This is a genomic window from Polynucleobacter sp. GWA2_45_21 (assembly GCF_001830325.1).
Classification (GTDB): Bacteria; Pseudomonadota; Gammaproteobacteria; order Burkholderiales; family Burkholderiaceae; genus Polynucleobacter.
The window spans coordinates 18,845-31,323 of record NZ_MHZG01000008.1; the positions used below are offsets into that span (position 1 = coordinate 18,845).

Consider the following 12,479-nt stretch of genomic DNA (forward strand, 5'->3'; position numbering starts at 1 on the left):
AAAAAGATGTTATGCGTGAAACATTATCCACTGATTACCAGCCACACATCGCCCATACTGAGTTCGTGATTGCAACCATCATGTCGGGAGCAAAGTAGGCGACAAAAATCATGCCCAAAGTAATGACTGCAAAAAAATATAAGAGCCATTGCGGGAGGTGAAATTTTTTCTGCATGAACTCTTACGCGAGAGACGTGCGTTCTAGCGCACGTTCTTTTACCGGAAGGTTGACTAAGAACGCAAACACACCCAATGCAATCGCGATGTTCCAAACAATGAGATATGAGCCGGTGCGATCAAATAAGTACCCACCCAGAAATGCCCCACAAAAACTGCCTAATTGATGGGAGAAGAACACCAGACCCGAAAGCATTGACAGATATTTAACACCAAATATCTGCGCCACAATGGCATTGGTTAAGGGGATGGTAGATAGCCACAGAAAGCCCATGATTGCTGCAAAGATGTAGGTGGAGGTAGGGCTAAGGGGTAGCCAAATAAAAGCCATAATCGCAAGGGATCGGCTGATGTAGATGCCTGATAGGAGGTAGCGCTTCGGAAAGCGTTGTCCTAGTATTCCGGCGCTATACGTGCCAAAGATATTAAATAGCCCAATTAAAGCTAGCGCAGTCGTTGCAACTGCAGGTGCACCAACATCGGGATAAATCTTAGATAAATCTTTGAGGTAGGGCGCTAAATGAACGGCGATAAATACCACCTGAAATCCGCACACAAAATATCCTAAAGTCAGCAACTTGAAACTCGGGTTACGAATTGCTTCCTTTAAGGCTTGCTTGATAGTTTGATCATTGCCTTGATGTTGATTAATGACTTTGGGTTCACGCAACATAAATGCAATGGGAATCATGAGGCTGGCCATTAGTGCCAATATGAGTAGTGCATCATTAGCGCCAAAGCTGCTGAGTAATCCTTGCTCCACCGGAATCATGAGGAACTGTCCAAATGATCCTGCGGCTGCAGCAATGCCCATCGCCCACACTCTTTTTTCTGCGGCAACGTTGCGACCTAAGATTCCATAAACGACGCTATAGGTCGTTGCAGTTTGTGCAAGACCAATCAGCAAACCACCGGCTAATGAAAAATTCAAAGCATCTGTGGAGATAGCCATGCCAGCTAAACCGAGTGCATACAGCGCACCACCGGCCACCATAATTTTGAGAGCGCCATAACGATCAGCTAATGCGCCAGTAATCGGTTGAAATGCACCCCAAATCAAATTCTGTAACGCAATTGTTAGGGCGAAGGTTTCACGGCCCCAGCCATTTTCCATAGTGATGGGTAGATTAAAGAGGCCAAATCCATGGCGGATTCCCATGGAAAAAGTCACCATGAGGCCGCCAAAAATCAGCACTTGTTTAAGTGATAGTTTTTGGCTAGCAGTGCTCTGGGACATTGGTTTTAAGTAATACCCTGTTCTTTCAGGGCGGTAATAGCCTGAGTATCAAGGCCAAGACGCTCCCGAAGGATTTCATCGGTATGCTGACCCAAGGTGGGTGGGGCCATGCGGACTTCTACTGGGGTCTCCGATAGACGCATTGGGCTGCCAACCAGCTTCATATTGCCTGCTGTGGGGTGTGGAACATCAATTTGGACGCCACGGGCCTTCACTTGCTCGTTATCAAACACTTCTTCAAAGTTATTTATCGGTCCACAAGGCACGTTTGCCGCTTCTAAAAGACTAATCCACTCAGCCTTTGTTTTACGGCGGGTCATGACTTCTAGCAATGGAATCAATGACTTACGATTCTCAACTCGCAATGGATTATTGCAGTAGAGTGCATTTTCAGCTAAGTGGGCCTCGCCACCGGCTGTCACAAAGTGCTTGAACTGCCCATCGTTACCGACTGCCACAATCATCCAGCCATCTGAGGTTGGGAAGGTTTGGTAGGGAACGATGATAGGTGAGGCATTGCCCCAGCGACGAGGTACCTTGTCTGAGCATAAATAGGCGCTAGAGACATTGGCCATCACGGCAATCTGCGTATCTAGCAAAGCCATATCAATATATTGACCCTGTCCCGTTTTATCTCGGTGGACGACTGCAGCCAAGATGGCGGTGCTGGCATACATTCCGGTAAAGATATCGGCAATAGCGACCCCAGCTTTTTGCGGACTTGCCCCCGGAAAGTCATCTGCTTCACCGGTAACACTCATAAAACCACCCATTCCTTGGATGATGAAGTCGTAACCAGGGCGATGTGCATACGGACCATTTTGGCCAAAACCAGTAATAGAGCAGTAAATCAGGTCAGATTTGACCTTTTTGAGGCTTTCATAGTCCAGACCGTATTTGGCTAAATCGCCAACTTTGTAGTTTTCAATGACAACATCAGACTCTTTGGCCAGTTGGCGAATGATTTCTTGACCTTCAGGCTTGCTGATATCGACCGTAATGGAGCGTTTATTGCGGTTAATACAGATGAAATAGGCTGTTTCTAAGGTGTCATTGCCCTGGGCATCTTTCACAAATGGAGGCCCCCAGTGCCGGGTATCGTCTCCTACGCCTGGACGTTCCACTTTAATAACATCTGCGCCAAGATCGGCGAGGTTTTGTGCGCACCACGGGCCGGCAAGCACACGGCTGAGGTCTAAAACGCGAATATGACTTAAGGCTCCCATCCGTCAATTTTGGCATGAATATAGGGGTAATTGATGAAAATTCAGGTTTTGTTTCAGACATGACTACAATTTCTGCGCATGGCTACACGTAAAACTTCCGAATACAGCGAATCATCGATTCAGGTTCTAAAAGGACTTGAACCCGTCCGTCAGCGGCCGGGAATGTACACCCGCACCGACAATCCTTTGCACATCATCCAGGAGGTGCTCGATAACGCTTCTGATGAGGCTTTGGGCGGATTTGGCAAACAAATCATCGTCACATTGCATACTGATAGCAGTGTGAGCGTGGAAGATGATGGGCGTGGCATCCCCGTTGGTATTCATCCAACTGAGAAGTTGCCGGTCGTAGAAATCGTTTTTACCCAACTTCATGCTGGCGGTAAGTTTGAAAAAGGCACTGGTGGTGCCTATGCTTTCTCTGGTGGTTTGCATGGTGTTGGTGTGTCCGTTACCAATGCCTTATCGAAGCGTTTAGAGGTCACGGTCTGGCGTGAAGGCCAAGTCTCTACATTGACCTTTGCTGATGGCAAGGTCATCGAAAAGCTTAAAACTAGTGCTGCCGGTAAAGAAGATAAATCACACGGAACCCGTGTGCGTGCATGGCCCGATGGCAAGTACTTTGATAGCGCTGCCATCCCAATGCCAGAACTCATTCGCCTCTTGCGCTCTAAAGCAGTATTGCTGCCAGGTGTCAAAGTCACCCTGATTCAAGAAAAGTCTGGTGAGAGCCAAACTTGGCAATATGCCCAAGGCTTACGCGGCTACTTAAATGAAGCGATGGCCCAAGCTGGCCATGGCGCTGAAGTGATTCCGCCATTTGAAGGTGAGCAATATGCCACCGGAAATGGTGACGATGATTCCTTTGCTGAAGGAGAGGGCGCGGCTTGGGTTGTAACTTGGACTGAAGATGGTCCTCCAGTACGTGAGAGTTATGTGAACTTAATTCCGACCCCAGCAGGCGGAACCCATGAGAGCGGATTGCGTGAAGGTCTCTTTAATGCCGTTAAAGGCTTTATTGAGATGCATGCATTGCAACCAAAAGGCGTGAAGCTCATGCCAGAGGATGTATTTGCCCGTGCCTCATTTATTTTGTCTGCCAAGGTATTGGATCCACAGTTTCAAGGGCAAATTAAAGAGCGCTTGAACTCCAGAGATGCAGTGCGTTTAGTTTCTGGTTACGCTAAATCTGCACTCGAGCTTTGGTTAAACGAGCATGTGGACTACGGTCGTAAATTAGCGGACTTAGTAATCAAGCAGGCGCAGGCACGAACCCGTGCCGGTCAAAAAGTCGAAAAGAAAAAATCTTCTGGTGTTGCCGTTCTACCTGGAAAACTCACCGACTGTGAGAGCCAAGACATTGGCCTGAATGAAATCTTCCTCGTTGAGGGTGATTCAGCGGGTGGCTCCGCCAAGATGGGTCGAAACAAAGAGTATCAAGCGATTCTGCCTTTACGCGGTAAGGTTCTTAATACCTGGGAAGCGGAGCGTGATCGCTTATTTGCAAACAACGAAGTGCACGACATTGCCGTTGCCATTGGCGTAGATCCCCATGGCGCTAATGACAGCCCTGATTTATCAAACCTGCGCTATGGCAAGGTCTGTATCTTGTCAGATGCGGACGTCGATGGTGCTCATATTCAGGTATTGCTGCTGACTTTGTTCTATAAACACTTTCCAAAACTAATCGAATTGGGTCATGTACATATTTCAAGACCACCTTTGTTTAGGGTGGATGCGCCAGCACGTGGCAAAAAGCCTGCACAAAAAATTTATGCGCTTGATGCAAATGAACTTCAAGCCATTGAAGATAAATTGCGCAAGGATGGCGTTAAGGAATCTGCTTGGCAAATCTCTCGCTTCAAAGGCTTGGGTGAGATGAGTGCTGAGCAATTATGGGATACCACTTTGAATCCAGACACCCGCCGCCTATTACCGGTGACATTGGGTACTTGGACAGAAGATGAAACGATTAAAACAATGGATATGTTGATGGGTAAATCCGAGTCCGGGGCGCGTCGTGATTGGTTGGAAGAGCGCGGTAACGAAGTAGAGGCGGATATCTAATGGCAACTAAAAAAACTCCAGGCGGCACTGGTTCTGACGATCAAGCAGACTTGTTCGCAGGCGAACCGATTGAAATGAACATCGTTGAAGTGGATGAGCTGATTGCTCCTCAAGCAGGTGGGCCAGCTGATCCTCATGATCCAAAAAAGATCGAGCTCAATGAAGATGACAAAGATAGCCTAACGCTGGCGGTATACGCAGAGCGCGCCTATCTTGACTACGCCATTAGCGTGGTTAAAGGCCGTGCCTTGCCAGATGTTTCGGATGGTCAAAAGCCAGTACAGCGCCGTATTCTGTTCTCAATGAGTGAGATGGGTTTACGAGCTGATGCTAAGCCAGTCAAAAGTGCTCGTGTAGTTGGTGACGTCTTGGGTAAATTTCATCCCCATGGCGACCAATCTGCTTATGACGCATTGGTGCGTCTTGCACAGAGCTTCTCACTACGTTACCCATTGATTGATGGTCAAGGTAATTTCGGCTCACGTGATGGCGATGGTGCAGCGGCTATGCGTTACACCGAGGCTCGTTTAACTAAGATTGCCGGTCTCTTACTCAGTGAGATTGATGAAGGCACCGTGGACTTTGCGCCGAACTATGACGGATCTTTCCAAGAGCCTAAGTTATTACCAGCGCGTTTACCCTTTGTTCTCTTGAATGGCGCATCCGGTATTGCTGTGGGTATGGCAACAGAGATTCCTTCGCATAATTTACGTGAAGTTGCTAGCGCAGCGATTGCTTTGATGAAGTCTCCGAAGATGAGTACTTCAGAGCTATTAGAGATCATGCCTGGTCCAGACTATCCAGGTGGCGGTCAAATCATTTCTTCTCCAGCAGAGATTGCACAGATTTATGAAGCAGGGCGAGGGAGTCTCAAAGTGCGCGCTCGCTGGTCTATTGAAGAGTTGGCTCGTGGTCAGTGGCAAATTGTGGTCAATGAGTTGCCACCATCCACATCATCACAGCGCGTATTACAAGAGATCGAAGAAATTACCAACCCGAAGGTCAAGGTTGGCAAAAAGACATTGACTCCTGAGCAAAACAATCTCAAGTCCACCATCTTGAATGTGCTTGATGGTGTGCGTGACGAGTCCAGTAAAGATGCGGCTGTGCGTTTGGTATTTGAGCCTAAGAGTAAAAATATTGACGTCAATGAGTTCGTGAACTTGCTACTGGCCCACACTTCTTTGGAATCCAATGCGCCAATGAACTTGGTGATGATTGGTACTGATGGCCGTCCACGTCAAAAAGGCCTCAAAGAGATTATTGCTGAGTGGATTTCTTTCAGGGTGGGAACTGTTACAAGGCGTACTCAGCATCGCTTGGGTAAAGTTAATGACCGGATGCATATTTTGGAAGGGCGCCTCATTGTTCTTCTGAATATTGATAAGGTCATCAAGATCATTCGCAATAGCGATGAGCCTAAGGCTGACCTCATTAAAGAATTTAAGCTGAGCGATCGTCAGGCGGAAGATATCTTGGATATCCGTTTGCGTCAGTTGGCTAGACTGGAAGGCATCAAGATTGAGCAAGAGTTAAAAGAGCTCAAGTCTGAGCGCGATGATCTTGAAGGTTTATTACAGAGCGACACCGTATTGCGTAAGCGCATCATCAAAGAAATCGAATCCGATATGAAGGATTTTGGTGATGATCGTCGTACCTTGATTCAGGAAGATAAGCGCGCTGTTGCCGAGACTAAGGTATTGGATGAGCCAGTAACAGTGATCGTGTCCCAAAAAGGTTGGGTGCGTGTACGTCAAGGTCATGAACATGATGCAACTCAGTTTGGCTTCAAGGCAGGCGATGCACTTTATGGAACATTTGAGTGCCGCACAGTCGATGTGATGCAAGGCTTTGGTAGTGATGGCCGCGTCTATACGGTTCCCGTCAGCGAATTACCAGGTGCTCGTGGCGATGGTTCGCCATTAACGAGCTTTGTGAATTTGGCAGCTGGATCGCAGATGGTGGCCTACTATGCCGGCCAATCTGATGATCTTGTACTTATCTCAACTCGATCTGGTAATGGTTTCCTAGCAAACGTTGCAGACATGACTACCCGTAACAAGGCTGGTAAGTCATTCGTTGGCATCGATAGCAAGTTCCCAGGCGGTGATGCACCGCTCGGAGCCGCTAAAGTAACTGCCGGAATGAAGCAGGTTGCCTGCTTATCTGAGAGTTCTAAATTGCTAGTTTTCCCACTCGATGAGCTCAAGCGTTTACCTACTGGTGGTAAAGGCGTGATTTTGATGGGCTTGGATGATAAAGAGAAGTTAGCTTCTGCAATTGCTGTTGGACCCGATGGTGCTACGTATTCTGGTGCGGGACGTGCAGGCAAGCCAACAGAATTAAGTCTAGATGCAAAAACCTTGAAGTCGTTTGCGGGAAATCGTGCTCGTAAAGGTCACTTTGTGGAGCCAAGACTCAAAGATGGAAAGCTGAAAGCAAATTAAGAGCCTATTTTAGTTTTGCGGAATAAAAAACCCGACCATCATTTGATCGGGTTTTTTATTTGCCAATTAGACCTTCTTGGGGATCGGTACACCGTATTTCACGGCAATCACTTCGGCCAAAATCGATACCGCGATTTCTGGTGGGGTTAAAGCGCCGATAAATAGGCCAACAGGTCCATGAAGGCGCTCAACTTGTTCCTGTGTCACATCAAACTCCAGTAAGCGGGCTTTTCGCTTTTGAGTATTGATTCTGCTACCCAGCGCCCCAACATAGAAGGCGGGGGACTTTAATGCCTCCATTAAGGCCATATCATCAAGCTTGGGATCATGCGTTAGGGCAACCACAGCAGTATGGGAGTCCACACCAATTTCTAAAAGCACGTCATCTGGCATTCCCTTAATAAATTGAATGTGCTCCCGATTAATGCCCTCCGCGTATTCTTCGCGTGGGTCAATCACAATCACTTCAAAGTCTGATGCAAGGGCAAAGTCAGCGGTGTACAGAGACAGTTGTCCTGCGCCAATAATGACCATTCGCCATCGAGGGCCATAAGTGGTTTTCATTAAACGTTCATCACAAATAAACGCCTCATGACGATTGCCAGCCTCCAGAGTAGATTTGCCGGTGATTAGATCAACTGTGCGGGAGGTAATTTGGTGATTGCTAATGGACGCTAGAATATTCTCCAGAATCGCCAATTCTGGTTTTGGTTCTACCAGTAGACGTAGCGTTCCGCCACAAGGTAAGCCAAAGCGGGCCGCCTCTTGCTGGCTAACGCCATAGACCACCATTTCTGGCAGGTCTCTCGTCAAGATTTCAGTTTGAACACGCCGAATCAAGTCATCTTCGACGCATCCACCAGAGACTGATCCAGTGACTTGTCCGTCACCCCGAATGGCTAACCAAGAGCCGATCGGTCTCGGAGCAGAGCCCCATGTCTCAACAACCGTGGCGATTGCAACGGGATGACCAGATTTGAGCCAATCCACTGCGGCCTTTAATACGCTTAAATCAGTGCTGTTCATTTCTTGTCTTTAGTTTCTTATATTTAATTTTTTTGTCTTTATTATTTTTTGTAGGCAATGTAATTATTATCTCTCTAATGACAAGTTCCAGCTCATCCGTTCCAGCCAAGCAAATACGGCTTGCTGTGCTTTTACTCGCAGCAGGTGAGGGCAGTAGGATGGGCACGCATCCCAAAGCCTTGCTTCATCGAGATGGCCAAACCCTTTTACAGCGATTTTCAACTTCTATCAAAGGGTTTAATCCTGTTGAATACATCGTAGTTACTGGCTTCCATGCTCAGGTAATTGAGGCGGAGATTGCTAAGCTGAACACCTCACTTGCTTGCCAAATGAGGGTTGTTCAAAATCCCCACCCAGAGAGAGGCCAGGCTTCATCTGTTCGCCTAGGACTTGAATCCCTCCGGGAAAAATTTGATGTCTTATTAGTTGCACTGTCGGATCAACCTCTAATTGGAGCGGCAGAGGTCCAAGATTTACTTGGTGAGTTCGCCAAGCGAGAGGCTGGCGAGGAAATTATTCTGCCAATGGTGGAGGGTAAGCGCGGTAATCCAGTGCTGTTTTCTTACGCAGCGATCTTAGATGTGCTGAATACCCCCGATATGGTTTGTCGAGTCTATATGGATGCCCATCCCAGCTATGTCAGAAAAATGCACACGAGCAATCAGGCATATGTCATGGATGTCGACACGCCAGAAGACATCCAAAAGCACAAATTAAACCTGTTTAGTTCTTAAATCTCAGCAATCAACTCGATTTCAACGCAGGCACCCAAAGGAATTTGAGCAACGCCAAATGCGCTACGGGCATGCTTGCCGGCCTCCCCAAAGACCTTAAAGAGTAATTCTGAGCAGCCATTAACAACTAAGTGCTGCTCAGTAAATTCAGAGGTGGAGTTCACGAGACCCATGACTTTCACAATTCGCTTTACCTTGTCGAGTGAGCCCAGATGATTTTGTAGAGTCGAAATTAAATCAATTGCAATTGATCTTGCTGCAGCTTTACCAGTCTCCGTATCCACGTCTAAACCAAGCTTACCAACCCAGGGCTTGCCATCTTTTTTGGCGATATGACCGGATAAAAATACAGTATTACCGGTAGTGGCTGCCATGACATAAGCGGCAGCAGGGGGTCCAGGTGGCGGTAAATCGATACCCAGGGTTTTGAGGCGATCGCTAATGTGATTTGTCATATGGTTTTAGAAAGGAGTAAGAGATGAAAAAAAGAAATTGATAAACAGTGATGTTTGAGTAAATCTTACTAGATTACTTGGATAGTTGACGCATGGCATTTTCAAGGCCATTTAATGTAACGGGGTACATGCGGTCTTTCATCAAGTTCTTCATGATGTCGATTGATTGGCGATATTGCCAAACTGATTCGGGTTCCGGATTAAGCCATGCAAAGTGAGGGAAGTGATCAATGAGACGATTAATCCACGTTGCACCAGTTTCTCGGTTGTTGTATTCCACTGACCCATTAGGACTCAGAATCTCATAAGGGGACATCGTGGCATCCCCAATAAAAATGAGCTTGTAGTCTGGACCATATTTATTAATGATGTCTTGTGTAGCAGTGACTTGATCGCGTCTACGGCGATTGCTCTGCCAGAGATGTTCATACACGCAGTTATGGAAGTAGTAATACTCCAAGTGTTTGAATTCAGTTTTGACGGCGGTGAATAATTCAGAGATGCGTTGAATATGATCATCCATAGATCCGCCAACATCCATTAACAGCATTACTTTGACTTGGTTATGACGCTCGGGTCGCATTTGAATGTCGAGCATCCCGGCATTTGCCGCCGTCGAGTGGATAGTCTTATCCAGATCTAACTCAAGACTGGAGCCTTCTCGAGCAAAACGGCGCAAGCGGCGTAATGCCATTTTGATATTGCGCGTACCTAAACTGAGGTCGCTATCGTAATCCTTAAATTCGCGCGCTTCCCAAACTTTAATAGCCGTCCGATTACCAGCACTTTCGCCCCCAATTCGAATACCTTCAGGGTGATAGCCGCTATGGCCAAAAGGCGATGAACCTCCAGCACCAATCCACTTATTACCGCCGCCATGCCATTCCTTCTGCTCCTTCAGGAGTTCTTGAAGGCGCTTTTGTAAGGCCTCAGGACCGCCTAATTTCTTGAGTGCTGCTTTTTCTTCTTCGCTCAATACGCGTTGTAATTTTTTCTCAAGCCAGTCCAGCGGAATATTCGGTGCCAATGCAATGATTTGCTCTACGCCATTAAAGTAAGCGCCAAAGACTTGATCAAAGTGATCAAAGTGCTGCTCATCCTTTACTAGGGTCATTCGCGCTAGTTGATAAAACTCATCAATTGAAGGATTGATGACGCCTTCTTTTAAAGCCTCAAGAAGCGTTAAAAACTCTCGAACTGAAACAGGCACCTTAGCCTCTTTGAGCTTGAGAAAAAATTGAATCAACATGATTCAGCTATCGCGATATGAAGGTAGGTGAGATCAGCGGTGATTTCGGTTCATCATCACAAGACGCTCGAAGAGATGAATATCTTGTTCATTCTTGAGTAGCGCGCCATGCAGCGGTGGAATCGTAATTTTCTCTTCACTGCTATAGAGTGCATCTGCTGGAATATCTTCTGCCAGCAAAAGTTTTAACCAGTCAATGAGCTCTGAGGTTGAAGGTTTCTTCTTCAAGCCTGGCAATGATCGGATCTGGTAAAAAGATTTAAGGGCTGCTTCAAGCAATTCTTGTTTGATATCGGGATGATGCACATCAACGATGCTTTGCATGGTTCCAGCATCCGGAAATGAGATGTAGTGAAAGAAGCAGCGACGCAAAAATGCATCGGGCAATTCTTTTTCATTATTTGAGGTGATGATGACAAGAGGGCGGTGCTTTGCTTTTATGAGCTCACGGGTTTCGTATACATAAAACTCCATGCGATCAATTTCTCTCAAGAGATCATTAGGAAACTCAATATCTGCTTTATCAATCTCATCAATTAAAAGCACAACGGGTTCGTCGGCCTCAAATGCTTGCCAAAGGACACCTTTCACAATGTAGTTACGAATGTCGTTTACTTTTTCATCACCAAGCTGAGAGTCTCTTAGCCTGCTAACCGCATCGTATTCATACAGACCTTGTTGAGCTTTTGTGGTGGATTTAATATGCCATTGCATGAGCGGCATATTCAGGGCTGCAGCGACTTCCTCGGCCAACATGGTTTTCCCCGTCCCCGGTTCGCCTTTAATCAATAGGGGCCGCTGAAGCTGAAAAGCGGCATTTACCGCCAATTTCAAGTCATCAGTAGCAACATAGCTTTTGGAGCCATCAAAACGGGATTTGGTCTTTGTCATGGTTGGGGCAATAAATTTGTCTGAAACAGCATTCAAGTATAGGTAAAAGGGTGCTTATTTTCAGTGTTTTTACTGATTTCAGGACCTGAATCACGGCAATGCGCTCTGTCTCCGCTATACTCTTCCCAAATTGATTTAAATCAAACTTGTTAATGATGATTTCTATGAAAAAACACCTCATTCTTTCCCAATTGACTCTGTGTGCTGCCTTGGCTTTTGCTGGATTTGCCGCACAAGCTCAAGACGTAAAAGGTTCAGCTCAGGCTGGACAAGGCAAGGTTTGGCTTTGCATTGGTTGCCACTCCATCCCGGACTATCGTGCTGACTATCCCTTGGTCTATAGAGTTCCAATGTTAGGCGGTCAAAATGCCGCGTACATTGCTAGCTCCTTAGCTGCCTACAAAAAAGGTGAAAGAAAGCATCCAACGATGCGTTCTATTGCTGCCAGCTTGTCTGATCAAGACATGGCCGACCTTGGCGAATACTATGCTGCGCAGACTGCCAGCTCACCAAATAACCCATTGAAGTGATATTTAGAGGCACGTTTATGAAATTCGCACTAATTACCGCCATTCTGTTATCCAGTATTGGTGTTGCTCAAGCAGCTAGCGCCGATAAAGGCAAAGCCCTAGTAGAGAAGGCCAACTGTGCCTCTTGCCATGGTGCTGGCCTGAACGCTCCAATCTTGCCTGCTTACCCAAAGTTAGCTGGTCAGTACCCTGATTACCTTTACTACGCTTTGCGTGCTTATCAAGTTGGTGGTTCTAATGCCCAATTTGGTCGCAATAACGCTGTAATGTCTTCACAAGTACAGTCATTTTCAGATGCAGACCTTCAAGATATGGCTGCATACATCTCTAAATTACCTGGAAATTTCGTCATTAAGAAGTAATCCAGGGATTTGAGCGGTTCAAACTAAAAGGCTTAGGTTAATCACCTAAGCCTTTGTTCTTTATAAGTATCTTTGTTT

Annotated in this window: 12 protein-coding genes; 5 read left to right on the top strand and 7 right to left on the bottom strand. The window is 46.6% G+C overall.

All coding sequences use genetic code 11. The features are described from left to right. Positions 1-34: 34 nt before the first annotated feature. From A2X74_RS07095 to A2X74_RS07105, 3 genes are read right to left on the bottom strand one after another with little or no spacing between them, the layout of a single operon-like run. Positions 35-175 (bottom strand): hypothetical protein, encoded by a 141-nt coding sequence (locus A2X74_RS07095; RefSeq protein WP_293625307.1) that lies wholly within the window; start codon positions 173-175, stop codon positions 35-37. A 6-nt stretch (positions 176-181) separates the two neighbouring features. Next, positions 182-1,414, bottom strand: coding sequence for an MFS transporter (locus tag A2X74_RS07100; RefSeq protein WP_293625305.1), 1,233 nt, complete (start codon positions 1,412-1,414; stop codon positions 182-184). A gap of 5 nt (positions 1,415-1,419) precedes the next feature. Then, complete coding sequence (locus A2X74_RS07105) at positions 1,420-2,640, bottom strand: CaiB/BaiF CoA-transferase family protein (protein ID WP_293625303.1); 1,221 nt, start codon at positions 2,638-2,640, stop codon at positions 1,420-1,422. 78 nt (positions 2,641-2,718) lie between these two features. Between A2X74_RS07105 and A2X74_RS07110 the strand changes: the two genes are divergently transcribed. Both A2X74_RS07110 and parC read left to right on the top strand, forming a co-directional pair. Continuing rightward, complete coding sequence (locus A2X74_RS07110; protein ID WP_293625301.1) at positions 2,719-4,707, top strand: DNA topoisomerase IV subunit B; 1,989 nt, start codon at positions 2,719-2,721, stop codon at positions 4,705-4,707. Positions 4,708-4,781: 74 nt separating this feature from the next. Next, positions 4,782-7,154, top strand: a complete 2,373-nt coding sequence (parC, locus tag A2X74_RS07115; protein WP_293625360.1) for a DNA topoisomerase IV subunit A — start codon at positions 4,782-4,784, stop codon at positions 7,152-7,154. A gap of 66 nt (positions 7,155-7,220) precedes the next feature. On the opposite strand, the gene A2X74_RS07120 is transcribed toward parC, so the two are convergent. After that, a complete protein-coding gene (locus tag A2X74_RS07120) occupies positions 7,221-8,180 on the bottom strand; it encodes an XdhC family protein (RefSeq protein ID WP_293625299.1) in 960 nt (319 codons plus the stop codon). 77 nt (positions 8,181-8,257) lie between these two features. Between A2X74_RS07120 and A2X74_RS07125 the strand changes: the two genes are divergently transcribed. Then, on the top strand, positions 8,258-8,914 hold the full coding sequence (locus A2X74_RS07125) for a nucleotidyltransferase family protein (protein WP_293625297.1): 657 nt from the start codon (positions 8,258-8,260) through the stop codon (positions 8,912-8,914). Here A2X74_RS07125 and A2X74_RS07130 read toward each other — a convergent pair. From A2X74_RS07130 to A2X74_RS07140, 3 genes are all read right to left on the bottom strand, one after another. Beyond that, on the bottom strand, positions 8,911-9,369 hold the full coding sequence (locus A2X74_RS07130) for a RidA family protein (RefSeq protein WP_293625295.1): 459 nt from the start codon (positions 9,367-9,369) through the stop codon (positions 8,911-8,913). The genes A2X74_RS07125 and A2X74_RS07130 overlap by 4 nt on opposite strands. A gap of 73 nt (positions 9,370-9,442) precedes the next feature. After that, complete coding sequence (locus A2X74_RS07135) at positions 9,443-10,618, bottom strand: VWA domain-containing protein (protein WP_293625293.1); 1,176 nt, start codon at positions 10,616-10,618, stop codon at positions 9,443-9,445. Positions 10,619-10,651: 33 nt separating this feature from the next. Then, complete coding sequence (locus A2X74_RS07140) at positions 10,652-11,509, bottom strand: MoxR family ATPase (RefSeq protein WP_293625291.1); 858 nt, start codon at positions 11,507-11,509, stop codon at positions 10,652-10,654. Between the two features lie 164 nt (positions 11,510-11,673). Between A2X74_RS07140 and A2X74_RS07145 the strand changes: the two genes are divergently transcribed. Together A2X74_RS07145 and A2X74_RS07150 are read left to right on the top strand one after the other, a co-directional pair. Continuing rightward, positions 11,674-12,039, top strand: coding sequence for a cytochrome c (locus tag A2X74_RS07145; protein ID WP_293625289.1), 366 nt, complete (start codon positions 11,674-11,676; stop codon positions 12,037-12,039). A gap of 17 nt (positions 12,040-12,056) precedes the next feature. Beyond that, the gene (locus A2X74_RS07150) at positions 12,057-12,401 is read left to right on the top strand and encodes a cytochrome c (RefSeq protein WP_293625287.1); all 345 of its coding nucleotides are present in this window, start codon (positions 12,057-12,059) and stop codon (positions 12,399-12,401) included. Positions 12,402-12,479: the final 78 nt, after the last annotated feature.

What these genes read in the sequence shown, in the direction of transcription:
- A2X74_RS07095 (WP_293625307.1), bottom strand. Translation starts at nt 175, where the DNA reads ATGCAGAAAAAATTTCACCTCCCGCAATGGCTCTTATATTTTTTTGCA.
- A2X74_RS07100 (WP_293625305.1), bottom strand. Translation starts at nt 1,414, where the DNA reads ATGTCCCAGAGCACTGCTAGCCAAAAACTATCACTTAAACAAGTGCTG.
- A2X74_RS07105 (WP_293625303.1), bottom strand. Translation starts at nt 2,640, where the DNA reads ATGGGAGCCTTAAGTCATATTCGCGTTTTAGACCTCAGCCGTGTGCTT.
- A2X74_RS07110 (WP_293625301.1), top strand. Translation starts at nt 2,719, where the DNA reads ATGGCTACACGTAAAACTTCCGAATACAGCGAATCATCGATTCAGGTT.
- parC (WP_293625360.1), top strand. Translation starts at nt 4,782, where the DNA reads ATGAACATCGTTGAAGTGGATGAGCTGATTGCTCCTCAAGCAGGTGGG.
- A2X74_RS07120 (WP_293625299.1), bottom strand. Translation starts at nt 8,180, where the DNA reads ATGAACAGCACTGATTTAAGCGTATTAAAGGCCGCAGTGGATTGGCTC.
- A2X74_RS07125 (WP_293625297.1), top strand. Translation starts at nt 8,258, where the DNA reads ATGACAAGTTCCAGCTCATCCGTTCCAGCCAAGCAAATACGGCTTGCT.
- A2X74_RS07130 (WP_293625295.1), bottom strand. Translation starts at nt 9,369, where the DNA reads ATGACAAATCACATTAGCGATCGCCTCAAAACCCTGGGTATCGATTTA.
- A2X74_RS07135 (WP_293625293.1), bottom strand. Translation starts at nt 10,618, where the DNA reads ATGTTGATTCAATTTTTTCTCAAGCTCAAAGAGGCTAAGGTGCCTGTT.
- A2X74_RS07140 (WP_293625291.1), bottom strand. Translation starts at nt 11,509, where the DNA reads ATGACAAAGACCAAATCCCGTTTTGATGGCTCCAAAAGCTATGTTGCT.
- A2X74_RS07145 (WP_293625289.1), top strand. Translation starts at nt 11,674, where the DNA reads ATGAAAAAACACCTCATTCTTTCCCAATTGACTCTGTGTGCTGCCTTG.
- A2X74_RS07150 (WP_293625287.1), top strand. Translation starts at nt 12,057, where the DNA reads ATGAAATTCGCACTAATTACCGCCATTCTGTTATCCAGTATTGGTGTT.